The following is a 26,066-nucleotide window of genomic DNA, read 5'->3' on the forward strand; positions in this document are numbered from 1 at the left end:
CGGGAAGGTGTTCTTGTGAGCACGATACGACGTAAATTCACTCCGGAGTATCGGCGGGAGGCTGCGCGCCTTGTGATTGATACGGGCAGGGCGGTCGCGCCGGTGGCCCGTGAACTGGGCTTGGGCGAGCAGTTGCTGGGCCGGTGGGTGGCCCAGGAACGGGCGCGGCTGGCGGCTCCTGAGGAGTCAGCGACAGTTGAGGCGGGGAACTCTGAGCTGGAGCGTTTGCGGCGGGAAAACGCTCAGTTGCGGATGGATAACGAGTTCCTGGGAAAAGCCGCAGCCTTCTTCGCTTCCAAGCAGCAGAATCGGAGTGCTTCGAGCTGATGGAGGCGGAGAAGGCTAACTACCCGGTCCAGCGGATGGCCCGGCTTTTGGGGGTGTCCCGGTCCGGGTTCTACGCTTGGCGCCGACGAAGCTCCGAGGCGTCGGAGCGGGCCGTCGTGCGTGCGGAGCTGGATGCGAAGGTCAGGCTGGCCCATGCAGACTCCAATGGGATTTACGGGGCGCCGCGGGTCCAGGCTGCGCTGGCCCGGAACGGGACCGGTGTTGACCGGAAGACCGTCGCATCCTCGATGCGCCGGCAGGGGCTGGAAGGGATCTCCCCACGGCGTTTCCGGCCGGTAGCGCCGATCGGGGAGGCGCGGGTCCATTCAATCCCGGATCTGGTGGCCACAAAGTGGGACACCGGCAAGCTGGATGCGGTCTGGATCTCGGACATCACGTATCTGCGCACCGATGAAGGCTGGGTGTATTTGTGTGCTGTCCGGGACGCCTGCTCCCGGCGGGTGATCGGGTGGGCGATGGACTCGGTCCAGACAGCTGCTCTGGTCGAGCGCGCACTGCGTATGGCTCATATCCTGCGCGGCGGCGGCCCGGCCGGGGTCGTGTTCCACGCCGACCGCGGCACCCAGCACACCTCTACCCAGCTCAACGACGTCTGCGCTGGATTAGGCATCAGGCAGTCAGTTGGGCGGACAGGCGTGTGCTGGGATTGTCAGACTGTTTTTGTCGAATCATCAGCCGTAGATTCGGAAGTCCTGGTCGTCACGGCTTGACCCTTGTTGGGATAGACCCTCGGGTGTCTTTGCGTTGATCTGTCAGCCCGGCGACCGGGCAGCAACAAACACTGTCGCCGGGCAGGGCGTGACCTGATAGGAGCCTGGAGCCAGCATTCGACAGCGTCCCCATGACAGTCCTGTCCACCCGCCGGCGACAGCGTGATATCCACGTTATCCGGCAGGAGGCAACACGCACCATGGCACCACACATCCTCGTACCCGCCCGCTCAGGACACATAGTCATTGGCGTCGACACGCACAAACACGTGCACGTCGCCGCCGTCATGGATCCGATCGGCGGCATCCTCGACACCCTGACAGTGACCACCGATTCGGCCGGCTTCGGCCAGCTGCTCGGCTGGGCTGTTTCGTTCGGCAAGATCATCGCGTTCGGCGTCGAAGGAACCGGCTCCTACGGGGCCGGCCTGACTTCGTTCATCCGCAGGCAAGGACACAAGGTGGTCGAAGTGAACCGCCCCGACCGGCGCATGCGCAGGCTCGCCGGGAAATCCGACACCCTCGACGCGGAGAACGCCGCCCGCGCAGTGCTCGCCGGATTCGCGACCGCTGTCCCGAAAACCGCTGACGGGACCGTGGAAATGATCCGTGAACTCAAGATCGCCCACGACACCGCCGTGAAGGACCGCTCCGCGGCCATGGTCACACTCAAAGCTATGCTCATCCATGCCCCGGAACCGATGCGAAAGGACACGGCAGAGAAAACACAGATCATGCTCGCCCGCTATCTGGGCGCCCTGCGTCCCCGGGCCCTGGACACCCCCGAGGACTCCATCCGTCACGCCCTGCGCTCGATCGCCCGGCGTTGGCAGAACCTGGATGCCGAGGCCAAGGAACTGGCCGGCATGATCGAGAACCTAGTCACCCGAACCGCGCCCCAACTGCTGGACGCCTACGGAATCGGGCCCGACACCGCTGCCGAGATCCTGATCGTCGCAGGAGACAACCCCGAGCGCATCCACTCCGAGGCAGCCTTCGCCAAACTCGCCGGCATCAGCCCCATCCCCACCGGCTCCGGCATGACCTCTGGCCGCCACCGTCTTAACCGCGGCGGACACCGGCAACTCAACGCCGCCATTTACCGCACAGCGATCGTGAGGATGAAATTCCACGAACCCACCATTGCCTACGTCGCCCGCAGAACCGCCGAAGGGAAATCCAAGCGCGACATCATCCGCTGCCTCAAGCGCTACATCATCCGCGAGGTCTACCACCTGCTCAAGCCCACCCTGGCGACCGGCGTAATCGCGGGTTGACAACAATAGGAGCATCAACGCGATGCAGGAGTCTTTCTGGTCGACCTTGAAAAGCGAGTTCTACGACCGGCGCCGCTGGGCAACCAGGCACGACGCGATCCGGGCAACGGGACGCTGGATCGAGGAGTTCTACAACCGCGCCCGGCTCCACTCAGCCCTGGGCTACGCCACACCCGTGGAACACGAACGACTCCTCAGTACGAATAAACCTCAGCCGGCACAAGCCGCCTGAACAACTGTCCACGATTTGCGGGTAACCCCAGATTCGCACTATCTTAGCGAGAGTGGGAGGCACGGGTGACTGGGTAGCGGATCAGGTACGTGCGGGTGAGCACGGTGGACCAGAACAAGAAACGCCAGCTCGAAGGCCAGGTTCTGTACCGGGTCTTCACGGACAAGGCCTCCGGTAGGGAAACGGCCAGGCCAGAGCTCACGGAACTGCTGCGGTTCGCCCGCGACGGAGACACCGATTGTTCACAGCATGGACCGGCTCGCCCGCTACCTCGACGACCTGCGCGCGCTTGTCCAGAGCCTCGCCCGTAGAGGCGTACGGGTGGAGTTCGTCAAGAAACGTCTGGTGTTTACTGGCGAGGACTCCCCCATGGCAAACCTCAGGCTCTCCGTCATGGGTGCCTTCGCCGAATTCGAACGTTCCCTCATCAGGGAACGTCAGCGGGAAGGCATCGCCTTGGCCAAAGAGCGGAGCTTATAAAGGGCGGAAAAAGACCCTCACACCGGAGCGGGCGGCCGAGCTGGTCCAGCGCGCAGGCGGCGGTGTTCCAAAGGCGGTTCTTAGCCGTGACTACGGGATCAGCAGGGAGACGGTCTACCAGTACCTGCGCCACGACGAGCCGGAGTGAACCTCCGCCGCCGGTTTGGGACATGCCTGCACCAAGTTCGGAAGACACCACCCCGATCCGCTGACGTTGTCCACGCGGATTTTTCTCGTCTGTGCGAACTTGCGCCCACATCGGCTTCCGGCTGGCTGTGCAGCAGATGCCCCGGAAGCCCGCATCCCTCGAAGCGTTGACCTCGTAGTAGAGCCCACACCCTTCACGGGGATCTGCTCCTGGTCTTAAAATGGGGTTGGCCGCCTGATGTGCGGCTCTGCTCACGGATTGCCGGGAAACGCTGCTAGGGGCTTTCAAGGCCGCCCCGCATTCAACGCCATGGGCTGGGGCTGGCACCCTAACCGTCTTATCAACCAAAGAAGCAAGCACATGTTTATCCGTAGATTCATCACGACTCTCCTAATAACCCAGAGCCATGCCGAAGAGGGCCGAAACCAGGCGATGGCGGTGGATGGGCGGCAGACACTCGAGGCGCAGGCACGGGCGATCAACGCCCATGACGGCCCTACCTTTGCCAGCTACTATGCAGATGACGCTGTCGTCGTCGATCCCCAGTATCCCGAGCCACTGCGTGGCCGCGCCGCGATAGAACAGGATGTGGGGACGTTCCTCAGGGCCTTTCCTGACCTTGAATTCACTCTAACCAGCATGCTTGTCGACAAACGCATGGTCGCTGTCGAGGGAAAGATCAGCGGAACCCACATCGGGCCCATCCAGCTGCCTGGCGCAGAAGAGATTCCGGCAACTGGCCGGCGGCTGGAATTCCCCATGGCATTCTTCAGCCGCCTGGACGAGTCCGGCAAGATCATCGAGGAACGCCGCTACTACGATTTGGCGAGCCAGCAAGAGCAACTCGGCCTGACCTAGATGCACTGGTAGAACCGAGGGAAACCGCGGCATACTTTGGCACCTCCATCCGGCATCGCCCCGATGCCGGGAGGCGGCGATGACAGCCTGCCGCGCCCAATGAGCTCGACATCATCGGGCACCGACACTCCTGTCGATGCCAGCAGTCACAACGGGCTCGCTTGATCAGCAGCACCGAACCGGAGGTCGATAACGAGAAAGCTGTCCTCTTCCGGGCCGGCGGCGTCGCGCAGCACCACGGGGGTGACGGCGATTGTCAACGAACTCAGCGCCCTAAAGGGCGCGCGGAGGCAGGCGGACCTTTACGATCCTGGGCGGGAAGAGTTGCTCGCGGCAGCAGTTTTCAGCGCGATTATTTTGCAGCGAACTCCGTGCACAGTGAAGGCAACCGGGCCGGTCAGCCGGCAAGTCAGTTCAGGCCTGCCCGGGTGACCCGGCCGGCAGATGCCTGCCGAGAAAGTCCAACACGGCGGGCCCGGCCGGGTCGATGATGTGTCCGCCCGCCACGAGTGCCGTCTCCGCGTTGGGCAGCAGATCGGCCAGGCGCCGGTTGACGGCGTGAAGGGCTTCCGGGGAGTCCCCAGCGGAAACGACCAGGGTCGGTTGCCGTAAGTGACCGGCTTCCGCTTCGCTCAACTCCAGCGGCGTCTGGCTCAGGTCCAGGCCCAGGCCCCTGATCTCGGCCAGCACGGCAGGGCTTGCTGCAGCGAAGTGCTCGCGTAGCGGGGCGGGGAACGATTCCCACGCCTCACCACCTAGCACCTCCCGGAACACGACTTGGGAGACTGAAGAGGGATCTTCCTCTGCTGCGTCCAGCACCGCCCGGCGCAGCTGCTGCGCCCACGCCGCAGCGCCCGGATGTAGTGTCAACACAGCTGGCTCCAGCAGCACGAGTGTCGTTACCATCTCAGGGTGGCGGCGTCCAACAGATCGGGCCGTCCGCTGCGATAGAAGCCCCTGCGGTCGTAGATAATGCACCTGCGGTTACGGGCTAGTCGCCCGGCGGCATCTTCCCACATCAGCGCCGAACTGGGCGTGCCGTGGATGCTCAGGACAGGCACCCCCTCGCCGTGGACCTCCTAATATAGGCCGGCCCCGTTCACCGTCAAAATGGGCATGGCTTCAGCGTAGGAGCAACAATGATCCAGGAACAAGGCGCCGCGCACGTCCTAAATGCTGTGGCATCCGCCATCAGTTTCATCCCCGTCAAGGCCTCACAAACCTCCCGGGCCTTGAACCTCAAGGCCGAGAACGCACTTCGTCCTGCCTCAATCTAACGCCAGTGGTACTGCTTGACGGAATGTTGACTCGGCTAAAAGTCGGGCTAGTGACTAGCCAGAGTTTCGGCTAGATTGATGCCATGAGAACGGTACCGCTCAGCGAAGCAAAGGACAAGCTTTCCGCCTTGGTGGAGGAAGCTGACAAGACCCACGAAATCATCCAGATCACCCGCCACGGGCACCCGTCGGCCGTGCTGATGTCTGCCGCGGACCTTGAGTCGCTGCAGGAAACAATTCATTGGCTTTCTCAGCCTGGCATTCGCGAAGATATGGACCAGTCCCGGCGCGACATTGCCGGCGGCTACACGACCAGCGGTGACGATCTCCGCCGTGAATTCGGGCTGCCGCCGCGGTGACCGATGCACAAACTGCCGGTCGTAAGCCATGGAAGGTCGAAGTTACCAGCCCGGCGTTGAAGAATTTTCGGCAGCTCCCTGAGAAGGCAGCGGCAGCGATCGTCGAATTCGTCACCGGCGTCCTGGCCGATAACCTTTACCGACTGAGTAAACCGTTGACGAACGAACTCCTCGGCTTGCGCACCGCCCGCCGCGGTGACTACAGGGTGCTGTTCACCCTCGACGTCGAAGAGCGCATCCTATATGTCCACCGCATCGAACACCGATCCGACGTCTACAAGCCGCGTTAGCCGAACTTCAAGGAAAGATGTGCCTACTGGGAGCCTCTCCCCCCTAGTTCAGGTTGACGGAATAAAGATTTCGTCAAGCTGGTCCGATTCTGGTTCCCGAATCATCCCCGGGGTACTCCCAGACCCAGCCCCCAATGCCGTTCGGAACGAAGGCAACCTCGCCGGTCGGCGTCGTCACATCAAGGATGACCAACCCGTTCAGCTTTCGGTCTTTACCAAAATAATCGGGCAGAACCTTTGTTCTGTCGGCAAGGCAGCCGTGCTCGATGGAGGACTCAACGGTGTTCATCTGCGTGCCGTTGGAGGCATAGCCCTTCCAGTAGTGCGGGCGGAAACTGATCATCCCTGGCTGGCCATTAACTACCAGGGGTCCCGAAAACATTGGGAAGGTGACGATCTCAAGGGCTACCGCGATGGCAATTCCATGTGGCCGGGGTGCGTTAGGTGCGTCGCATTTGACCGGCTCAACGGACGTCACCTTGAAGGTCATCGTAGGAGGGGCGTCATATCCGTCGGTAACGAGTACGGCCGTTTCACCGATCTCCTGGACCACCTGGCCGCGTTCGTTTTCATTGCCGGCAGCGCCCTCATTGGGGGTAAGTCTTGCGCTCGGCGCCGATCCGGGTGCAACTGAGACTGTCGGTGCTGCCGGGGGTTGCGGGCCAGAGCATCCAGTGAGCATTAGCGCCAAGAGCGCGATTCCGACGACGACCCGAGAAGTATACATTTCTCCCCAAGATGCATGGACAGACGTGATGTCGTCATAGTAGCCCCGAGGGTTATCACCTGAATACATGCGGCGGCTTAAACGACCAACTGGTTTTGCGCCCCGGGCGGTGGTGTCCCGACCGGGCTGGTTCTAGCAGAAGATGTTGTAGGTGCTCCATCCTCTGTCTACGAAGGTCCGGGCGCCCCATGTGCCTTTGCTGAAGAGACAGTGGGCGAGTCTGCTGTCGCTGAGCCGGGCCATGAGACCGGAGCTTCCCGTGGTGAATCCGGCCACGGCAGAGATGCCGTTGATGCTGTTCCAGTCCGTCACGAACCCTTTGTTCAGCCCGGACCAGCCGATGCCGATCTTTTGCCGGCCGCTGGAACCCGCCCCGGCCGATTGCCGGGTAGTTCCACAGCACACCATCATGCGCGAAAGCGACGACGTCCGCCGCACTGTGAATGGACGGCTTGGCGAGTGGACGGCTGGGTGACGGCTGGACTTGCAGCGGTAAAGGCCCACGTCTTGTCCGACGCCAACGCGTTACCGGCAGCATCCTTCACCCCGTTGGTGCCGCCCTTGATCGTCGCCGTGTAGGTCGTACCCGCCGTGAGGTCGGCAGTGGGGTTCAGCGTCGCAACCCTGTTCGTGCTGTTGCACGCCACAGCGGCCGGCAACGTCGTGGTCCCCGCCGTCAGCGTGAACGTGGCCGGGTGACCGTTCGACGCGTTCATCGCCGCGGAGAATGTTCCCGTCACATTCGCCGTCACCGCTGTTACGGTCGCACCGGCAGCCGGAGACATGTTCGCTCAGGCAACCCATAAAAGCATGGCACTGAGACCGGCCCAGTTCTAGGGGTTTAGAAGTCTCCGTAACCACCAGGAAGGTGCTTGAGCGCTGAAACGTAGCAAAATTTGGACGGCATCGCCGCGATTCGACGGGGCAGATAAACCGGATTCTGACTTGGGAAACGTGCAATTCGCCAAAGCCAGGGAGTTCTCGCAGCTACTTCCACTCCCGTGGTTCAAACGCCGATAATGAAGATTATGTAAGGTTAGTTGCCTGAGGCAACTTTTCTAGCCTTTTGATATGCGCGATCACCGTCAAAGTCAAAGTCAAAGACACACGTTAAGAGACCTGGAGCTGGAACATGCCACTCAGTACTCCGCGACAGCGCTACAGGCTGGGGCATTCTGGTGACCAGGGCGGATTCACGACGTTCACGATCGCCCTTAGCCCTGATATCCCGTTCGGCTTCACCCGGGAGCTGGATCTGCCGTGACAGCGAGCGTTGCCGAGTCACGCATCTCACTCATGAATGAATACGACCAATCTTGATTGCAGAGGATGCTCGCTCTGATCTTGCTGAACTGGCGCGTGTGAAGTGCTGCGATTTCCCCTTGCATACGGCTCCAGCCAGCCGGAGGCGCCTTGGATGCGTCACCCCGGAACGTAGCCCGGGCGGCCTATGCTTTGAACTATGCGGCCGCTGGACCGCTGCCAATAGGAATGGGGAGCCGGCGTTTGAGATTTTCCGAGCAGTTTGGCATTAAGAGGTCAGACGCAGACGACTGGTTCGATCCGCACTTGACGGTTGATACAAAGCTATTCATCGATCCCCTACTGCTGCTGCTGGCCGGTAATCCATGGGCGTCTCGCCACGATCGTCTGATAGCCCACTTCGTTCGCTGCTATGAGCTCGTAGCAAAAGCAACCGGGAGCACGTCCACGTCCGCAATGATGGCCCGGAGACTGCTAACCTTTCCCGAGCCAGCAGAGCTGTGCCTTGGATATACAGCTGTCGGCAGTAGTGGCTCCGGGTCTGGGTCTGCCTTTGCCCAGCGGATGTCCGACGGCATCGCTGTCGCGATTGCGCGTGGCCTGGCCCGACCCGAGCATATCGAAGAGATCGGCATCTTGAACGAAGGTATCGGAGCCGACCGCATCTCTGATGCGGTTGGCAATGTGCTTAAGGCGGATTTCATCTCCTATACGCAGGGAGTCTGTGCCCGCCATGGGATCGAAACAGTCGGCCACCGGGTCCGGAACGCCAGGGTCTTCCCAGCCGAGGGACGCTGGCTTACCGAGTCAGTCCTTTTGCCCACAAACTCGTATAACGGCAAGCCAATCATTCTGTTTCCAGAAATCCTCCTCAATGATCTGCCCACCTTGAACGCGGATGAATGGTTCGAATCAAATCTCAATGAAGACATCCGCAACCAGTTCAATCTGAAGGTCGGAGAACGCGTTCCAAAAGCTGACATTGTTCGGATCGCGCGCGAGCACCCGGATCGCGTGCGCACTTGGGCTCGACAGCAAACCAGCCGTAAAGATCTTCACGGATACGACTTCTCGGATGACCCCCGCGGTGTCGTGCAATGGGATAAATTGCCGCTTGCTTACGCAGAGACTCATCCCCTAAATGTGCTCTCCGAGCCAACAAATAAGGCAGAACTGCGAGCTTTGGTGGGGCAAATGCTCGAACAATTCCGACACTTCATAGAAGATCAGCGCGGATGGTCGCTGCTGTGGAATTCGGATGGCGGGGAGAAGCCGGAAGAGGCAGCACAGCTACTATTTTTGGGAATGGCCCAACACTATCTTCGTCTCTTCAACGTGGAGGTGGACCGCGAAGTTGAACTTGGACGAGGACCAGTGGACTTCAAGATTGCCAGTGGATCGAAGCTGCGACTACTGATCGAGATCAAGAAGGCACACAATGGCAAGTTCTGGCACGGTCTTCAAACACAGTTGCCTAGCTACCTAACGTCTGACGATTGTGATTATGGCTGGTATCTGGCGATCCGATATCGGAACAACAAAGCGTCCGAAACGCGGATGATGGAACTTCCCGCCATCGTAAAGACCACAGCCCAGCAAGCAGGGAAAACTATTGAATACGCAGCGATCGACGCGCGTCCGAAGGACTCAGCCTCAAAACAATGAACAGGTCCGACTCGGACACCGATGACCGTTATGTAATGCTGCGGGACTGTCTGAATAACGGTGTGTGGGGTCCGGCCTGATCCGAAAGGAGACGACCGTGTCAGAGTCCACGACCGAGATGGCAGGGGTGATGATCGATCCTGTGACGGGAGAGATTATCGATCAGAAGGAGCTTGCGGAGCGGTTGCTCGCGCAGGCCAGGGAACAGGGTGTGAGTCTGGTAGGCCCGGGCGGGTTACTGAACCAGCTGACGAAGAACGTGCTTGAGGCCGCGCTGGAAGCGGAGCTGACCGAGCACCTGGGCCACGAGCATGGCTAGACGCCGATCGGCGCCAACATGCGCAACGGCACCAGGTGCAAGACCGTGCTGACCGAGATCGGCCCGGTCGAGATTGAGGTGCCCCGGGATCGTGAGGGATCATTCGAGCCGGTGATCGTGCCCAAGCGGAAACGGCGTCTGGACGGGATCGACCAGATCGTCCTCTCGCTGTCCGCCCGGGGGTTGACCACGGGGGAAATCGCCGCGCACTTCGAGGAGGTCTATGGGGCCAGAGTCTCCAAAGACACCATCAGCCGCATCACGGAGAAGGTCGCCGGGGAACTGGCCGAATGGTCGGCCCGGCCTTTGGATCCGATCTATCCGGTGCTCTTCGTTGACGCGATCGTGGTCAAGGTCCGTGACGGGCAGGTGCGCAACACCCCGTTCTACGTCGTCATGGGCGTCACCGTGAACGGGGAGCGGGAGATTCTGGGCATCTGGGCCGGCGACGGTGGCGAGGGCGCCCGCTTCTGGCTGCAGGTATTCTCCGAGCTGAAGAACCGGGGCGTGGAAGATGTGTTGATCGCGGTCTGCGACGGGCTCAAGGGCCTGCCGGAGGCGATCACGACCACGTGGGAGCGAACGGTCGTGCAGCAGTGCATCGTTCACCTGATCCGCAACAGCTTCCGCTACGCCGGACGCCAGCACCGCGACGGTATCGTCAAGTCGCTCAAGCCGGTTTACACGGCCCCGTCCGAGCAAGCGGCAAAGGACCGGTTCGCCGAGTTCACCGCCGAGTGGGGGCAGCGATATCCGGCCATCGTACGGCTCTGGGAAGCCTCATGGGCTGAATTCGTGCCCTTTCTGGAGTACGGCGTGGAGATCCGGCGGGTGATCTGCACAACGAACGCAATCGAGTCGATCAACGCACGCTACCGAAGGGCGGTGAGGGCCCGCGGGCACTTTCCGAACGAAACCGCCGCCCTGAAATGCCTGTACCTCGTCACCAGGTCCCTTGATCCAACCGGCGGTGGTCGGGCACGCTGGGTGATGAGGTGGAAGCCGGCGCTGAACGCGTTTGCGATTACCTTCGCGGGCCGGTTCGAAAGAGCCACTCAATAATGAAAACCGGCCGGACCCCACACACCGTTTATCGGACAGTCCCGGTCCTTCGGCGACAAAATCAACGCCGCTACTCACAACCACGTCCGGCTAGGACACACCCCCAACCTGACGTCCAAAACCACCTGACAGGGAGGACTGGGCCTGAGGGTCGAGCTCCCACTCGTTCCGGACGTCTCAATCCGGTTACACATGTGACATGGCAAGTCAGTCCCCCGCTCGGACCCTAGCAAGTCGATTTTCACTCGACAATTTCCTCTATTCCCAGCTTCCTCAACCCGATTTCGTCCCTCCGAATGTCAGGGTGGGATCTGAGAACATCATGAGCCAGTGTCAATGAAACGGAATTTCGCACAACTCTGACGTCAGCTCGAAGGCCTGGCTTCTGCTCCTGGGACAAACGCCAAACAACTACATGACGAAATCTTCATTATCGGCGTTGAAAATGGGCGGGGAAGTCGCTATCGAAGGGGTTGTTTCCTGCCGTCTTTCCTTGGCGTTTTTCCCTAGAATCCGGAAGTCAGAACTGCCGCCGGGAGCGTCCGCGGGCGAATTAGCCCTCGCGTTGATTGCCCTGGCGCACCACTGTTTGCGCTCATGAGACTTCGATGGTCACGACTGCCGTTCCGGCGGCGGACGCCCCGGCCGTCAGGTCTGTTTTTGAGGTGACCGCCCGGGAGACGCAGCATGCCATCTTCTCGGTGGCATTTTTCTGCCTGGCACTGTAGAAGACATCGCGGTGGTCGATGTCGCCCTCGAGTTTGAGGATCTTGACCTCGCAGAGCCCGCATTCACCCTTGCGGCAGTCGAACATCATCTCAGCTCCGGCATCCTCAAGGGCTTCGAGCATGGACCGGTGCTGAGGCACTTCCACTTCCATGTTCAGGCTGGGCACTTTTACGACAAATTTTTCGGGGTCATACCAGCCGCTGTTGCCGAACGTTTCGAACCGCAGGTTGGGGTAGCTGAGCTCGCGCTCGGTCCAGGTGCGGCGCACGGCGTCCATGAGCCGGATGGGCCCGCACATGTACAGTTCGGTGTCCTCCGCTGCGCCGGCGACCAGCTGTTTCACATCCAGGGATGTTCCCTCATCATCGACATGGACCACGAGATTCTCGCCGTGCAGCTCTTGCAATTCCGTCAGGTACGCCATGGCTGCGCGGCTGCGGCCTGCATAAACGAAGGTGTATTCCAGCCGCAGGTTTTTCAGGACACGGGCCATGTTGATCATGGCCGTGATGCCGATGCCTCCCGCCAGCAGGATGTAGCGTTCCGCTCCCACCCGGAGGGGGAAGTTCTGCAGCGGCTGCGTGATCTCCATTTCATCCCCGGGCTGCAGGGCATGGATGAAGAGAGACCCGCCGCGGGACAGCGGAGCCTTGAGCACGCTGATTACCAGTCGGGTGCCGTCTTCGCTGGACTCGACGACCGAGTAGGAGCGGCGGTCCTCGTGGCCGTCGATGTGGACCATCACGTCGATGTGTGAACCCGGTTCCGCCTTTGTTGGCAGGGATGGTTTGAGCACGATGCGCTGGATGTCCGTGGCGATGTTCCGGACTTCGACAACTGTTCCCAGCTGCCAGACCTCAGTGTTTGTTGCTGCCATAGCTGTTTAAGACCCTGTTCTCGTTGCTGTCTGTTCCCGCGCTAGACGACCGGGACCAGGCGGCCTTCGGATTCGAGTTGGCGTTCGATCAGGCGGCGGACCCACATGCCGCCTGCATCGATGTTCAGGTTGTAGAACTCGTAGTCCGGGTTGGCATCGATGGCGGCCTGCTGAGCCGTGAGCATGGCCTCGTCCTCCCCGAAGACCCCGTGCACGCCGTCGCGCAACTGGGTGGTGATGAGCTGGCTGTCCAGCCGGTAATTGCGCATGAAGGCCCAGAAGTAGTGGCAGGACTTGTCGCTTTCGGGAGTGATCGCGTTCATCACAAAACCGTTGACGCCCTGGCTGCGGTCGCCCTCAAAAGCGCCGGTACCCACCTTGGCAACTCCGACGTCGATGTTGATGACCGACGGAGAGCGGAAGGTGATGATCTGCCAGCGGTCCACCTTGCCCTCAAAGCCCGGAAATTTGTCCCGCATGTTTTTGAGCCAGAACGGCGGAGCATCAATGTTGAACATCCACCGCGTCACCGTGACAGTGCCGTCGTCGTGCGTGACCACAAAGTCGGACTCGCTCAGCTCGTCCTGGCCGATCGAGGAAGAGTGGATGAATTCCTCATGGGTGAGGTCCATCAGGTTGTCCAGGACCAGCTGGAAGTTACAGGGGGCGTAGATGGTTTCGCCGTCGCCCGCCCATTCCGGTGAATCCAGCTGATGCATGTCCGGCACCAGCGCCGGATCAGCCTTGGTAGGGTCCCCGAGCCAGACCCATAGGTAGCGGTGGCGTTCCACAATGGGGAAAGACGGCACCGTGGCGGAGGGGTTGATGGTCTCCTGTGCCGGCATGGAGACGCAACGGCCCGCAGCGTTGTAAACGATTCCGTGGTACGGGCACTGGAGCTGGTCTTTGCCGAGGGTCTTGCCCATGGACAGCGGGGCCAGCCGGTGCCAGCACGCGTCGGCCAGGGCCACGGCCTTGCCCTCCTCGGTGCGGTACAGGGCCAGCGGGCGCCCGGCAACCTTGCGCGATATTGGCTTGCGGGTCACTTCCTTGTCCCAGGCAGCGACGTACCAGACGTTCAGCGGGTAACCCAGGACCTTATTGGTGGTGGAGCTTTGCGGCCGGACATCAGTCACGGTTCTTCCTTCCTTACGCCAGCCGGCATCAACTGTGACGCCGCCCGATTAATGCTTATGAAAATCTGATGCGGAATGATCCTCGGACGAATAGCTATGTCCATAGATAGTGCGCTGAATCACAGACTATCTATGGATATAGTTATTGGCAAGAGCCGAGATAAGGATGTCTTTCTGTGAGTCTTCGCTATGCACTGCTGGCACTGCTGTCCGTTGAACCAATGACGGGTTATGACCTCTCCAAGCGATTTGAGTCCTCTGTGGCCTACGTCTGGCACGCGCCGGACTCCCAGATCTATCCGGAGCTGCGGCGGATGGAGAAGGACGGACTCCTGGCCGGGGAAGAGGTCCCTTGGGGCCCGCGCGGGAAAAAGACGCAGTACCGGATCACCTCAGAGGGCACAGCTGCGTTCCGGGAGTGGATGAATACCCCGCTGGAGTACTCCCGGGAGCGCGATCCCGTGCACCTGAAGGCGGCTTACCTGGAATGGGCCGACCCGGAGTCTGCACGAGCGCAAATGCACGCCCACATCGAGTACCACACCCTCCGACGGGAACAGTGGGAAGGCATGATCGATGAGCTGCGGACCGGCACCAACGTCATGCTGGGCAAACGCCTGGCCGTGACACCGGAGGCGGACAGACGGCGGACCACGGAGTACAAGATCTTCACCTACGAGGGCCTCATTGCCCGCGCGAAAACAGAAATAGCATGGGCCCGCCGTGGCCTGGAGCTTATCGATTCACTTGAGAAGGGTGCCTGACCGCAGCGGCCTGACTGTGTCAGATCTTTTTGGCCCCGCCCTGTTGGTGCCCTAACTTCCGGATACCTGTGGCGCAGGTCCGCTTTGCGGATTTTCCCGCTGGCAGTCCGCGGCAGGTCGCCCACTGTCACCACGGACTTGGGGACTTTGTAGCGCGCCAGGCGGCCGTCCATGTGGGACCTGACGTCCTCCTCGGTGATGGTGCACCCGCAGCGCACCGTGATGACAGCCTTTGGTACCTCGCCCCACTTCTCGTCCGGGACGCCGATGATGGCCACCCTTCCCACGCTTTCGAGCTCGACGACGATCCGCTCCACCGGCCGGGTAGATGTTCTCCCCGCCGGAGATAATCATGTCTTTGAGCCGATCCGAGGTGTACACGAACCCTTCCTCGTCGGCGAAACCCATGCTCGACCCGGTCCTCCCCCGGGTCACCGATCGTGAGCGACTCGCCGGTCACCTGAACGCCGATCAGGCGCGCGCCCAGGGCGCCGGCGTGGGCACGCAGCACAACCGACCCGTCGAGGAACACCACGCCGTCAGCATCCACGCGACCGTCCATGAGCACGCCGTCCCCCAGCGAGAACCTCGCCGCGCCCGCCGTTTCAATCTCAAACGCAGGGTCACGCTCCATATACGACAGCAGCGAGCCGCGGATGCCCCACTCAAGCACGGCATCACAGTTCGGCGGCAATCCACTCACGGATCGATTTCATTCCAAGGTTTGCCGAGCGGCGGCTAGTCCAGTGCGTCTCTGCGGAGACGCGGATATTTTCCTGTTTGGTCCGAAACAGCCTGCGGATGCCGGGGAAGTTCAGAGTTCTTCTTCATTTTCGATCATCTCCACTTCTCGGGCCTTGTCGAGCATGCGGCGCAGGAGGTGATTTAGTCCGGCAATCTCGTCGTCGGTGAGATCGGCCAGGATCAACTCCTGTCCACGCATCGAGATAGGCAACATGGCGTTGTGCATCTCCACTCCCGGTGGGGTCAGGTACATTGGCCGCGATCCACGTGGCCCATCGATCAGGAGCAGCAGGTCACGTTTGAGCAGAATATTAACGCTCTTGGAAATGACCGCTTTGTTGAGCACGAGGAAATCCGAGACCTCGGTGGCCGATGATCCAGGACGAGTGGCCAAGGCCGATATGACTCGCCAGTCGTTAGTGCCGAGCCGGAATTGCCGGCGCAATTCACGGGACTCTCGCCACACGAGGGCGTTGGAAAGCAAAGCGAGAAGCCTCGGCGTGAAGTTCTCCGGGTCGATCGTGTCCAAGAGTGGCGCAGTAACAGCTTCCGGCGGTGTGGGCGCGCCGGGCCTCTGATCAATTTCGCTGGGCATGGCACTCCTTCTGGGGTTTTGGCGTTTTGGCGTTTATCACTAAGTCGTGCGGCGCCGGCAATCGAGGCTCCACCCGCCGCGGCCAACCATGTTCCCGCAAGGCGCCACCTATGGCCGCGCTGGTCATCATTGCACCAACCCTCTCGTCGTCGACTCTCTGCTCCGAGTGCCCGTTTCCACGCTCCGCCGCAGCGGCTTCTTTCCGATTCTACCAAGGAAGTTAAAATGTAAACCTGTATACAGGTAAACAGGATGGTGTTAGTGTCTCTCTATCGGAGCCGGAAGACCGGCTCGCTGATCGCGAGTGAGTCGATGAGGACGCCACGAAGAGGCGGCAAATCGGCATCCGTGTCATTCAATGAGGAGACATGAGATGGACCAAATAAGCCTGCATACGGGTGTAAGCCCGCACACCGTCGAGGAGTTGGAAGACCTCGCCTTTGAGCTGAGGTCAAAGCTCTTACATCTGTGCGGTACCTACGAAGGTGCCGTGCACATCGGAGGGGACCTCTCGGTCGCGGACATCCTGACGGTTCTCTACCACTACGGTCTGAAAGTCGATCCAACCGATATCGCCAATCCGAATCGGGACCGTTTCGTACTGAGCAAGGGCCACGCCGCTGTCTGCATGTACATCGCCATGGCGATGCGGGGGTTCTTCTCATATGAGGGGATTGTCGAAACCTACGGCCAGCTGGACAGTGCGTACGGAATGCACCCATGCAAAGTTCAACTGCCGGGCGTGGAGTGTTCGACGGGATCGCTGGGCCATGGGTTGCCCATCGCTGCGGGTATGGCACTGAGCGCACGGGGCAGGGGCGAGTCGCACAGGGTCTTTTGCGTACTCGGGGACGGGGAGACCGGCGAGGGTTCCGTATGGGAGGCGGCGATGGCGGCCCGAAGTAATGAACTCGGCAACCTGGTGGCATTCATCGACCGCAATCGCCAGCTGATGACCAGCTTCGATGACGAACGCGTGGTCTTCGAACCGTACCCGGACAAGTGGGCCGCATTCGGCTGGAACGTCGTTGCGGTAGACGGCCACGACATGGGACAGCTCGTTGCAGCGATCGACGGCCTTCCACCGGCAGAGAGCAACCGGCCCACTGTTGTCATTTGCGAAACCATCAAGGGCAAAGGCGTGGACTTCATGGAAAGAAACCTCGGCTGGCATGCCGGCCGTCTTGGAGCCGCCGATCTTGAGCGTGCGATCACGGCGCTCAACTCCACTCGCGAGAAGGAGTCCGTCTAATGGGCGAAACATTTACCTTTGGAGAAATGCTGTCGGCCCGATCCGTCATCGGATCGACCCTCGCCGAGCTCGGGGAAACACACGACAACCTCTGGGTACTGACCCCTGACATCGGCGCAACGCTGGTCGAGTTCCGGGACAAGTACCCGGAGCGATTCCTCGACGTGGGTCTGGCCGAACAGGTATGCGTCGGCATCGCCGCGGGCCTGGCCTACGACGGAAACATCCCGGTCGTTTCAGGGATGCTGCCCTTCCTGAGCATGCGCGCACTCGAGCAGGTCCGTTCCGACGTATGCTACCCGAACCTTCCCGTCAAGATCATCGGCACCCACGGCGGCCTGGTCGGCAACGGAGGCTCAACTCACTACGCGGTAGAGGATCTTGCGTTGATGTGCGCCTTGACCAACATGACCGTAACCTCCATCGGCGACCCGCTGATGGTAGGCGAAATCCTCCGTCAGTCAATGACCATGACAGGCCCGATCTACATTCGACTGGCGGTAGGCAAAAGCGACAAAGTCCTCTACGCGCCCGGCGAGCATGAGATCCGGATCGGTAAAGGCATCGTCGCCCGCGAAGGCAGCGACGCCACGATATTCACCCATGGCACCGTCGTCGCGCAGGCACTACAGGCAGCAGAGGAACTTGCTGTGCAGGGCCACTCGGTGCGGGTAGTTGACATGTTCACGCTCAAACCCATCGATGAGGAGCTTATCGTGCGGTGCGCAGCAGAAACCGGAGGCCGGTTCGTCATCGTTGAAGATCACCTCGCTTATGGCGGTCTTGCCTCACGCGTGGCAGACGTTGTGGCAGACAAGGCAGTGCACCTCACGGCATTCGAGCGGCTCGGCATACCACAGGTCTTCGCCGGCTTTGGTGAGGATGAAGAGCTGCGCAACAAGTATGGCTACGGACTTACAGCTACCATCGCAGCCACACGCCGTGCAATAGCCGCCCAACCCTGACCTACCTGGAAAATCATGAGCATCAATGGAGAAACTTCATGAGAACCGTAGCAGTAACTAAAATTGGCAGCCTACGGGATCCGGACGTGGACACTCGCGGCCGCGTCGGTGTCGTTGACTTCCCTGAACAGCCGCTGGGTCCGGAGGACGTCCGGATCCGCGTTGCCTACTCGGCGATTTGCGGGTCTGATCCTCACCTCGCCGAGGGCTTCTTCGGCACGGACGTGCCCATCGGGCTCGGCCACGAGGTTTCGGGAGTCGTCGAAGCCCTGGGCGCGGACGCTCACCGCAACGGACTGCGCGTGGGAGATCGGGTCGCCGGCAACTTCCTGCGTTTCTGCGGGACCTGCACGCCGTGCCGGGCCGGGAAGCAGCAGTTCTGCGAGCACATTCAGGAATACAACCGCCCTGGTATGGCGGAGACGGTGACCTGGCACGAATCCCAGGTCTACCCCCTCCCACCCGATGTGAGCCTGTTGGAGGGATGCCTGCTCGAACCCACGTCGGTAGCCGTCCGCATTGCCGACAAGACCAACATCCGCGTCGGTGACAGGGTTGCTGTTTGCGGCGGCGGTCCCATCGGGCAGCTGGTGCTTCAAGTCATGAAGATGAACGGGGCAACCTCCTTGACGCTCATCGAGCCGATAGCGGAGCGCCGCGAGATGGCCCTGCGTCACGGGGCCGATGCAGTGATTGACCCGATCATTGAGGACCAGCAGCGGCGGGCAGACGAGATCACCGGTGGCCAAGGTTTCGATGTGGTAGTCGATGCTTCCGGATCCCCCCATGCCGTCGGCGGTCTCCTGGACATCGCGGCTAAAGGTGCGACGGTCGTTTATGGGGCCATGTATCCGCATGACTTCAAAATGCCGCTGAACCTCTCCGACTACCTGTATCTCAAAGAGCTAACCCTCACAGGGGTCTTTATCTCGCCCTACGCGTTCCCCCGGGCACTCCAGATATTGCCGCACCTGAACCTGGCCGAGCTCACGCAATCGACGTTCAACCTCGAGGATGCAACAGAAGCCTTCGAAGTGCATGTGAGCGGGCGCTTTCCCAAAGTCATCATCCGCTGCAATCAGATGACCGACACGGGAGGAAAATGATGACTCAGGCACCACAGCGGGATACGTCCATGGCGCTCGAGGCCCACGACATCTTCAAGCACTTCGATGGCGTCCACGCACTCAGCGGAGCCCAACTCGCTGTCCGCAAAGGGGAGATTCACGCGCTGCTCGGCGAAAACGGTGCCGGCAAGTCAACGCTCGTGAAAATCGTGACAGGTCTCTACACGCCCGATTCGGGACGAATACTGCGCAACGGTCAAGAAGTGGAATTCCCTACCGTCCGGGCCGCCAACCGGGCCGGGGTGGTCGCCCTGTACCAGGAACTCTCCATAATTCCCTCCATCAGCGTGGCCGAGAACATACTGTTGGGCGAGCAGACTCCCAGCCGCGGCGGCTTAGTGCAGTGGAAGGAACTTCGCCGCCGCGCTCAGGAGCAGTTGGACAGTCTGCACCAGAAAATCCCGCTGAATAAGCTCGCCGGTGAATTATCGCCCGTCCAGCAGACCATGGTCGCCTTTGCCCGCGCTCTAGCCACCGATGCACGTGTTCTCATTCTTGACGAGCCAACTGCGTCACTCACAGACACAGAAATCAAGGATCTGTTCGCGGTGCTCCGCTCCCTGCGAGACCAGGGCGTAGCAATCATCTATGTGTCGCACCGCCTCGAGGAAGTTTTCGAACTCTGCGACCGCCTGACGATCATGCGAAACGGTGCAACCATCCTCACAAAAGACGTTGCCGACTCCCACATTGATGAAGTGATCTCCACGATGGTGGGCCGGGCGGCAGGAGAGCTTTATCCGAACCGGGGCACAGCCACGACAAAGGTTGCTCTCACCGTTCAAAAGGTTGACGGACGCCGGGTGAAGGATGTTTCTTTCACAGCCCATGAGGGCGAAGTTCTGGGTATTGGTGGCCTTGCCGGGTCCGGACGCAGCGAATTACTGCGGATTCTTTCCGGGGCTCAAAAACATAAAGAAGGAACTATCACCGTCGGTGAAACCACGTTGCCCGCTTCCCCGGGCGTAGGTAAGGCCCTGTTGGCGGGAATAGCCCTCGTCCCGGAAGAACGCCGAAGCCAAGGCGTGATTCTGAGCGCAACCATTCGGGACAACATCGCCATAGGAAACATCCCCGCCGTCAGCTCCATGGGCTGGGTCTCGGGTGCGCGAATCAACGACATCACCAGACAAGGAATGCTCGACCTACAGATAAAAGCCCATAGCCCACGTCAGCCGGTAGGCGAACTCTCCGGCGGCAACCAGCAGAAGGTAGTTCTGGCAAAAATGCTGGCCCGAAAGCCGAAGATTCTGCTTGTGGACGAGCCGACCCGGGGAATTGATGTTGGCACAAAGGCTGAAATTTACCGACTGATCCGAAAACTCGCAGCCGGGGGGACAACAGTGATAGCTGTCAGCTCCGAGCTTCCCGAGCTCATCGGCATGAGCGACCGCATTCTCATCATGCACGAGGGACGCATCTCCGGTGAGGTCCAAGCCGAAGAAGCCACCGAGGACATCCTTCTTTCCTACTGCTACGGAAGGGCAGACGAAAATGACTACATCAGAGCAGACTAAAACGCTTTCAGCCTACGAGCCCGCCAAACCCAACAGATCCCTCGGGAATATACTCCTGCAGGGCGGCACCGTGATCGCCCTCATAGCGCTCATCGCATTCTTTTTTGCCATGCGTCCGGACATCTTCCTGACGTTCACCAACATCAAGAATATCCTCTTCCAGGTCTCCATCCTGGCAATAATCGCCGGCGGCCAGACGATCGTCATGGTCGTCGGCGATTTTGACCTCTCCCTCGGCGCAATCTCCAGCCTCTGCGGAGCAGTCGCTGCCGCATTGATGCTATCCGGGGTTCCCATGCCCGTGGCGATCACCGCCGCACTGGTTGTGGGATTACTGATCGGTCTGGCTAACGGGCTCCTTATCGCCTACCTCAACCTATCGGCGTTCGTCGCGACACTGGCGACCATGACATCCGTGGTGGGGTTGGCCTATCTGGTGACTGCAGGGACGACCCTTTTCAGCCTCCCCGGTGAGTTCGACAACCTTGGGCAGGGCAAACTATTCAACGTACCCCTGCCCGTATACATCGCGATCGTCATTTCGGTCATCCTGTGGGCTGTTTTGCGCTTCACGACAATTGGCCGCAGCTGGCATGCAGTTGGCGGAAACGCCGAAGTTTCCCGTCTGTCCGGTGTCAACGTCCGCCGGGCCCGCCTGCTGGCTTTCGCGGTGGCCGGCCTGGTAGCCGCGATCGGCGGAGTCCTGCTGGCCGCCCGGCTCGGAAGTGCAAGCGCGGTACAAGGCAGCGAGAACATGATGTTCTCGGTAGCCGCCGTCTTCCTGGGCATGACCGTCATCAGATCGGGACAGGCAAACCTTGGCGGGACCATGGTGGGAGTCAGCATCATCGGGGTCATGAGCAACGGGTTGAACATTCTCGGCGTGAACTCCTACATCCAACAGGTTGTTACCGGCCTGATCATCATCGCGGCTGTGACTCTTTCATCACTGAAGACCCGCGAGAGGTAAAGCACACACCTTCAACTACAAGCCGGCACGGTCAAACGTGTCCGGGAGCCCAACACATACATGCATGCACAACAAAGGAGTAGTAGATGCGTACCAAATTCAAAGGACTGGTGGCTGTTGCTGCAGCCGCAGCACTGGCACTGACCGGTTGTTCGGCCGCAGGGAGCGCCAGCGGCGAGAAGAAACCGTTCAAGGTCATTGCCTTCACTTCAGGAAACCAGACGCCCATCGGCGCCTGGTGGGTGAAGGCGGTCACCCAAAAAGGCAAAGACCTGGGTTGGGACGTGACCATGATCCAGGGCGATTTTGACTTTCAGAAGATGAATCCTGCCGTCGAAAGCGCCATCGGCCAGGGCGCAGACGCAATCCTGGATGGCTACACAGACGTTGCGTCCATAGGTTCAATCGTCAACGCCGCCAAAGAAGCCGAGATCCCCATTTTCGCCATGGACAGTGCAACAGCTCCGAACGGCGCGTTCGCCGTCAACATCACCACAGACCAGCAAGGCATCGTGGACAGCACCACCGGTGCCATCAGCAAGTCCTTGGGCGGTCTCAAAGGCAAGAACATCATGGTGATCGGCCACGATCCGCACCCCGGAATCCGCATGCGGGCCAACCTTGCAAAAGACGCCTTCACCGCAGGGGGCGCCAACATTGCTGGCGGAGACATCCAAAAGGTCAAGTCCCCCGCCACTGGCCGGACCGAGGCACTTGCCCTGGTTGCTGACTACCTCACGGCCCACCCCGGCGGCCTCGACGCTGTCTGGGTCGGCTGGGACGACGCGGCACTCGGTGCCGCTAAAGCCCTTTCCGAGGCCGGTTCGAAGGCGAAACTGACAGGCGTGGACGCCACCAGCGAAGCCATCGCCGAAATCCAGTCCGGCGGCAACTTCCTGGCAACGATTGAACAGCCGTGGCCGCAGATCCTCGACACGGTAATCGCCGACATGACCAGCTACCACAAGGACGGCACGCGCCCGGCGAAGAACTACGACGCGGTCAAAACAACCCTCGTCGACGTCTCCAACGCAGCCAGCGTTACCCCTTCGGACAAGTTGAAGTAATCCACGTCAGAGAGCAGCGGGGACGACCTACCCGTCCCCGCTGCGTCCCCGTCCGACCTCAAAAGAGAGCAGACCCATGCGTTTAACAGACAAAGTCGCCATCATCACCGGCGGCGCGAGCGGAATCGGTCACGCGACCGTCAAGAAATTTGTTCAGGAAGGGGCGAAGGTGATCGTTGCCGACATCGACCTCGCCAAAGCAGAGTCGGTCGTCGCCGAGATCGAAGCGATGGGTTTCGCGGGCGCGGCATGTGCCGCTCGTGTGGACGTTTCCATATTCGCGCAGGTTGAAGCAGTCGTAGCCCGGGCAGTCGAAGTGTTCGGAAAACTCGATATCATCTTCAACAACGCTGGAATCGCCGGCGGCAAGGCATTGCTTGATCATGACCCCGAGGTCGACTACCAGCCGATGATCCGTATCGACCAGGACGGCGTCTATCACGGCATCCTCGCCGCCGGCCGGCAGTTCCGCGACCAGGGCACGGGCGGTGTCATTATCAGCACCTCATCAATCTATGGCGAGCAGGCCGCTGAGCTGGCTTTCTCGTACAGTGCCGCCAAAGCGGCCGTCATCTCATTTACCCGCTCGGCAGCGTATGAGCTCGCGGAGTACGGCGTGCGTGCGGTGGCGATCACCCCCGGCCGTGTCGGCACACCAATCATCAATCAGTTCAGCGCCGAGCTGAAGCGCACGTTCGCATCGGAACAGCTGCGCGGCGTCATGACCGAGCCCAGCGAGATCGCCGACGTCGTAGCCTTCCTCGCCTCCGACGAATCGAACGTGATCAACGGAACGGTGGTGCACGTCGATGACGGGTATTCCAGTTTCAAGCAGCGCTTCGTCCTGCCATCATTCTAAGGAACGAATTATGGACTCCGATCTGGATGTGGCCTGCCACCTGAACATCTTCGTGGCTGATCTGTCCTCAAAGCATCTGCCCTCTGCGCTCGATGCCATCGCCGCCACGGGCTATCGACGGGTCGTTTTACCGCCGCTGGATCCGGATGCCATCGACGTCCCTGCGCTAAGGGCGCTCTTCGCAGCCCGGGGTCTGACGCCGATCACTATGGCGGGCCAGGCCCCGGATGCCGACGTCTCCTCAGCAAGCAAAGAAGTTCGTGAAGCCGGGGCCATCTTGCTCCGCAGGGCACTCGATCTGACCATCGCCCTCGGTGCAGATCAGCTGAACGGGGTGCCCTACGGCGTTTTCGGCCACCCGACCGGCCCCACGGAGCGAGCGGCGTTTGAGAGGTCCGCGGCGGAGGTGGGACGAATCGCCGACGCATCCCACAACTGCGGGATCCGCATGACCTTCGAGGTGCTCAACCGCTACGAGACATCCGTCGTCAACACCGCCGCTCAGGCGATGGACTATGTCTCAGCGAGCAGCTCCGAACACCTATGGATCCATCTTGACACCTTCCACATGGCAATCGAAGAGGCAGACGCGTCGGCGGCCATCCGTACCGCACTGCCACGGCTCGCCTACATCGAGCTCGGCCAGTCCGGGAGGGGCCCGCTCTCCTCGGGCGCGGTCGACATCCCTGGCATCGTGCGTCAAGCCCTGAACGACGGATACCAGGGACGGTGGGGAATCGAGGCGTTCTCACGCTCGACCCTCGACACCGCAGTGGCCGACATGCTCTCAATTTGGCGGTCCCCCTTTGACGACGGCGCTGCCTTCGCAGCTGACGCATCCCACATGATCGAAGCGGGCCGGGCAGCCAGCTTCGCCGGCTCCGTGTGAATAACGACCAAACAAATGCAAGGAAAGGCAGCAAAATGACTACGACTACTGAAGTTCGCGGTGCTCTCATTGACGAGGCCACATTCGCGGGCAAGATCTACATCGACGGCGAGTGGATCACCGGAACGGGAGGCGAGATCGCCTCAATCGAGCCCGCCACCGGGGCGACTCTGGCGATGGTAGGCCTGGCCGGCCCGGACGATGTCACACGGGCAGCCGAGGGCGCCGCCCGCGCACAAAAGGAGTGGGCAGCCACTCCCCATCCTGCCCGCGCCGCCGTGCTCCGCCGAGCCGGACAACTGTGGGAAGAGCACGCAACGGAAATCTCGGGATGGAACGTACGCGAGGTAGGCGCAATTCCACCGCTTGCGGGATTCGCACTTCACGTCACGGCCGCTGAATGCTATGAAGCGTCCGCTCTTCCCTCCGCGCCGCGGGGCACAGTTCTCTCCAGCGAGGAACCGCGCCTCTCGCTGGCCGAGCAGGTTCCGGTAGGGGTCGTGGGCGTAATCTCGCCCTTCAACGTACCGCTGATCCTCGGAATCCGGGCCGTCGCCCCGGCGCTGGCCCTCGGCAACGCCGTGCTGCTCAAACCGGACCCGCGCACGATTATCACTGGCGGCGTATCCATGGTACGAATCTTCGAAGAGGCAGGACTCCCCCCGGGCTTGCTGCAGCTCGTCCCAGGCGGCGCCGACGTCGGCCAGGCGATGGTCGCCGATCCGCGGGTCCGCGTCATCGCCTTCACCGGCTCCACCCGCGCCGGTCGCATCGTCGGTGAACTGGCGGGCAGCCACCTCACTCGCGCCCACCTCGAACTCGGGGGCAACTCGGCGTTCCTCGTACGCCACGACGCTGACGTGGACAAGGCCGTCAACCTCGCCACGTGGGGATCGTTCCTGCACCAGGGACAGATCTGCATGACCGTGGGGCGCCACCTCGTGCATGAATCCCTGTTCGAGGAGTACGTTTCCAAGCTCGCTGCGAAGGCCGAGTCCATGCATGTCGGCGATCCCGCCGCCGGACAAGTTCACCTCGGTCCACTCATCGACGAGGTGCAGCGCGACCGCGTGCACGCGCTGGTACAGGACGCTGTCGCCCAAGGTGCCGTCCTGCGCGCAGGCGGAACCTACGAAGGACTGTTCTACAGGCCAACTGTTCTCGCCAACACCCCGCGGGATGCCGCCGCGTACTGCGATGAAGTGTTCGGCCCCGTCGCCTCAGTCGTCCCGTTCTCCTCAGACGAAGAGGCTGTCGAACTGGCCGGTGAGACCGACTTCGGGCTCTCCCTGGGAATCGTAACAGCCGATGTCATGGCAGCCCTTGAAATGGCACGCCGCATCCCCACCGGCATCGTGCACATCAACGATCAGACGGTCAACGACGAAGCGAACACGCCGTTCGGTGGCGTCGGCGCCTCGGGCACCGGATCCCGTCACGGTGGCGCCCAGGCAAGCATCGACGCCTTCACCGAAACACGCTGGATCACAATGCGGCGGGAACCTGGATCGTACCCGCTCTGACGCGTATCGGCCGAGCCCTGGACCCCGCAAAACACTT

At 61.0% G+C, this 26,066-nt stretch carries 23 protein-coding genes and 5 pseudogenes; 20 read left to right on the top strand and 8 right to left on the bottom strand.

The window, feature by feature from the left end:
• Positions 1-15: 15 nt before the first annotated feature.
• The 5 genes and pseudogenes from AC1MCA_RS09715 to AC1MCA_RS09735 all read left to right on the top strand — a co-directional run.
• Positions 16-995 (top strand): annotated as a pseudogene (locus AC1MCA_RS09715) (IS3 family transposase); the annotation flags it as partial.
• Between the two features lie 263 nt (positions 996-1,258).
• Positions 1,259-2,335 carry an IS110 family RNA-guided transposase gene (locus AC1MCA_RS09720; protein WP_479803052.1) on the top strand — a complete coding sequence of 359 codons (1,077 nt, stop codon included), beginning with the start codon at positions 1,259-1,261 and terminating at the stop codon, positions 2,333-2,335.
• Positions 2,336-2,351: 16 nt separating this feature from the next.
• Positions 2,352-2,567: pseudogene (locus AC1MCA_RS09725) on the top strand (integrase core domain-containing protein); the annotation flags it as partial.
• A gap of 80 nt (positions 2,568-2,647) precedes the next feature.
• Positions 2,648-3,195 (top strand): annotated as a pseudogene (locus AC1MCA_RS09730) (recombinase family protein).
• A gap of 360 nt (positions 3,196-3,555) precedes the next feature.
• Positions 3,556-4,053: an ester cyclase gene (locus tag AC1MCA_RS09735; protein WP_479803054.1), complete on the top strand. Its 498-nt coding sequence runs from the start codon at positions 3,556-3,558 to the stop codon at positions 4,051-4,053.
• A gap of 414 nt (positions 4,054-4,467) precedes the next feature.
• Here the strand turns inward: AC1MCA_RS09735 and AC1MCA_RS09740 are convergent, their stop codons facing one another.
• Complete coding sequence (locus tag AC1MCA_RS09740) at positions 4,468-4,926, bottom strand: alpha/beta fold hydrolase (RefSeq protein WP_479803056.1); 459 nt, start codon at positions 4,924-4,926, stop codon at positions 4,468-4,470.
• Between the two features lie 487 nt (positions 4,927-5,413).
• On the opposite strand from AC1MCA_RS09740, the gene AC1MCA_RS09745 reads away from it, so the two are divergent.
• Together AC1MCA_RS09745 and AC1MCA_RS09750 are read left to right on the top strand one after the other, a co-directional pair.
• The gene (locus AC1MCA_RS09745; protein WP_479803058.1) at positions 5,414-5,689 is read left to right on the top strand and encodes a type II toxin-antitoxin system Phd/YefM family antitoxin; all 276 of its coding nucleotides are present in this window, start codon (positions 5,414-5,416) and stop codon (positions 5,687-5,689) included.
• Entirely contained in the window at positions 5,686-5,979 is a 294-nt protein-coding gene (locus AC1MCA_RS09750) for a type II toxin-antitoxin system RelE family toxin (RefSeq protein ID WP_479803060.1), read from the top strand. The genes AC1MCA_RS09745 and AC1MCA_RS09750 overlap by 4 nt, the downstream gene beginning before the upstream one ends.
• 73 nt (positions 5,980-6,052) lie before the next feature.
• On the opposite strand, the gene AC1MCA_RS09755 is transcribed toward AC1MCA_RS09750, so the two are convergent.
• The 3 genes from AC1MCA_RS09755 to AC1MCA_RS09765 all read right to left on the bottom strand — a co-directional run bounded on the left by AC1MCA_RS09755 (position 6,053) and on the right by AC1MCA_RS09765 (position 7,491).
• Positions 6,053-6,532 (bottom strand): hypothetical protein, encoded by a 480-nt coding sequence (locus AC1MCA_RS09755; protein WP_479803062.1) that lies wholly within the window; start codon positions 6,530-6,532, stop codon positions 6,053-6,055.
• A 306-nt stretch (positions 6,533-6,838) separates the two neighbouring features.
• A complete protein-coding gene (locus AC1MCA_RS09760) occupies positions 6,839-7,018 on the bottom strand; it encodes a hypothetical protein (protein ID WP_479803064.1) in 180 nt (59 codons plus the stop codon).
• A gap of 95 nt (positions 7,019-7,113) precedes the next feature.
• Entirely contained in the window at positions 7,114-7,491 is a 378-nt protein-coding gene (locus AC1MCA_RS09765) for an Ig-like domain-containing domain (RefSeq protein ID WP_479803066.1), read from the bottom strand.
• A gap of 347 nt (positions 7,492-7,838) precedes the next feature.
• Between AC1MCA_RS09765 and AC1MCA_RS09770 the strand changes: the two genes are divergently transcribed.
• The 3 genes and pseudogenes from AC1MCA_RS09770 to AC1MCA_RS09780 all read left to right on the top strand — a co-directional run bounded on the left by AC1MCA_RS09770 (position 7,839) and on the right by AC1MCA_RS09780 (position 11,015).
• Positions 7,839-7,970, top strand: a complete 132-nt coding sequence (locus AC1MCA_RS09770; protein WP_479803068.1) for a hypothetical protein — start codon at positions 7,839-7,841, stop codon at positions 7,968-7,970.
• 242 nt (positions 7,971-8,212) lie between these two features.
• Positions 8,213-9,634, top strand: a complete 1,422-nt coding sequence (locus AC1MCA_RS09775) for a hypothetical protein (RefSeq protein ID WP_479803070.1) — start codon at positions 8,213-8,215, stop codon at positions 9,632-9,634.
• Between the two features lie 130 nt (positions 9,635-9,764).
• Positions 9,765-11,015, top strand: a pseudogene (locus tag AC1MCA_RS09780) (IS256 family transposase).
• Between the two features lie 595 nt (positions 11,016-11,610).
• Here AC1MCA_RS09780 and AC1MCA_RS09785 read toward each other — a convergent pair.
• Both AC1MCA_RS09785 and AC1MCA_RS09790 read right to left on the bottom strand, forming a co-directional pair.
• Positions 11,611-12,621 carry a PDR/VanB family oxidoreductase gene (locus AC1MCA_RS09785; protein ID WP_479803072.1) on the bottom strand — a complete coding sequence of 337 codons (1,011 nt, stop codon included), beginning with the start codon at positions 12,619-12,621 and terminating at the stop codon, positions 11,611-11,613.
• 41 nt (positions 12,622-12,662) lie between these two features.
• The gene (locus AC1MCA_RS09790) at positions 12,663-13,757 is read right to left on the bottom strand and encodes an aromatic ring-hydroxylating oxygenase subunit alpha (RefSeq protein WP_479803074.1); all 1,095 of its coding nucleotides are present in this window, start codon (positions 13,755-13,757) and stop codon (positions 12,663-12,665) included.
• Between the two features lie 176 nt (positions 13,758-13,933).
• Between AC1MCA_RS09790 and AC1MCA_RS09795 the strand changes: the two genes are divergently transcribed.
• The gene (locus AC1MCA_RS09795; RefSeq protein WP_479803076.1) at positions 13,934-14,521 is read left to right on the top strand and encodes a PadR family transcriptional regulator; all 588 of its coding nucleotides are present in this window, start codon (positions 13,934-13,936) and stop codon (positions 14,519-14,521) included.
• Between the two features lie 62 nt (positions 14,522-14,583).
• Here AC1MCA_RS09795 and AC1MCA_RS09800 read toward each other — a convergent pair.
• Positions 14,584-14,929, bottom strand: a pseudogene (locus AC1MCA_RS09800) (AMP-binding enzyme); the annotation flags it as partial.
• Between the two features lie 406 nt (positions 14,930-15,335).
• The gene (locus AC1MCA_RS09805; RefSeq protein ID WP_479803078.1) at positions 15,336-15,860 is read right to left on the bottom strand and encodes a hypothetical protein; all 525 of its coding nucleotides are present in this window, start codon (positions 15,858-15,860) and stop codon (positions 15,336-15,338) included.
• Between the two features lie 373 nt (positions 15,861-16,233).
• On the opposite strand from AC1MCA_RS09805, the gene AC1MCA_RS09810 reads away from it, so the two are divergent.
• From AC1MCA_RS09810 to AC1MCA_RS09850, 9 genes are all read left to right on the top strand, one after another.
• Complete coding sequence (locus tag AC1MCA_RS09810; RefSeq protein ID WP_479803080.1) at positions 16,234-17,112, top strand: transketolase; 879 nt, start codon at positions 16,234-16,236, stop codon at positions 17,110-17,112.
• 26 nt (positions 17,113-17,138) lie between these two features.
• Positions 17,139-18,077, top strand: a complete 939-nt coding sequence (locus AC1MCA_RS09815) for a transketolase family protein (protein ID WP_479803082.1) — start codon at positions 17,139-17,141, stop codon at positions 18,075-18,077.
• Between the two features lie 38 nt (positions 18,078-18,115).
• Positions 18,116-19,183 carry an alcohol dehydrogenase catalytic domain-containing protein gene (locus tag AC1MCA_RS09820; protein WP_479803083.1) on the top strand — a complete coding sequence of 356 codons (1,068 nt, stop codon included), beginning with the start codon at positions 18,116-18,118 and terminating at the stop codon, positions 19,181-19,183.
• Positions 19,184-19,212: 29 nt separating this feature from the next.
• Positions 19,213-20,721, top strand: coding sequence for a sugar ABC transporter ATP-binding protein (locus AC1MCA_RS09825; RefSeq protein ID WP_479803085.1), 1,509 nt, complete (start codon positions 19,213-19,215; stop codon positions 20,719-20,721).
• On the top strand, positions 20,699-21,691 hold the full coding sequence (locus AC1MCA_RS09830; protein WP_479803087.1) for an ABC transporter permease: 993 nt from the start codon (positions 20,699-20,701) through the stop codon (positions 21,689-21,691). The genes AC1MCA_RS09825 and AC1MCA_RS09830 overlap by 23 nt, the downstream gene beginning before the upstream one ends.
• A gap of 86 nt (positions 21,692-21,777) precedes the next feature.
• The gene (locus AC1MCA_RS09835; RefSeq protein ID WP_479803089.1) at positions 21,778-22,758 is read left to right on the top strand and encodes a sugar ABC transporter substrate-binding protein; all 981 of its coding nucleotides are present in this window, start codon (positions 21,778-21,780) and stop codon (positions 22,756-22,758) included.
• A gap of 76 nt (positions 22,759-22,834) precedes the next feature.
• A complete protein-coding gene (locus AC1MCA_RS09840; RefSeq protein ID WP_479803091.1) occupies positions 22,835-23,617 on the top strand; it encodes an SDR family NAD(P)-dependent oxidoreductase in 783 nt (260 codons plus the stop codon).
• A 10-nt stretch (positions 23,618-23,627) separates the two neighbouring features.
• Positions 23,628-24,506, top strand: coding sequence for a sugar phosphate isomerase/epimerase family protein (locus AC1MCA_RS09845; RefSeq protein ID WP_479803093.1), 879 nt, complete (start codon positions 23,628-23,630; stop codon positions 24,504-24,506).
• Positions 24,507-24,541: 35 nt separating this feature from the next.
• A complete protein-coding gene (locus AC1MCA_RS09850; RefSeq protein ID WP_479803095.1) occupies positions 24,542-26,029 on the top strand; it encodes a benzaldehyde dehydrogenase in 1,488 nt (495 codons plus the stop codon).
• Positions 26,030-26,066: the final 37 nt, after the last annotated feature.

The sequence above is a fragment of the Arthrobacter sp. BK1 genome (assembly GCF_056680055.1).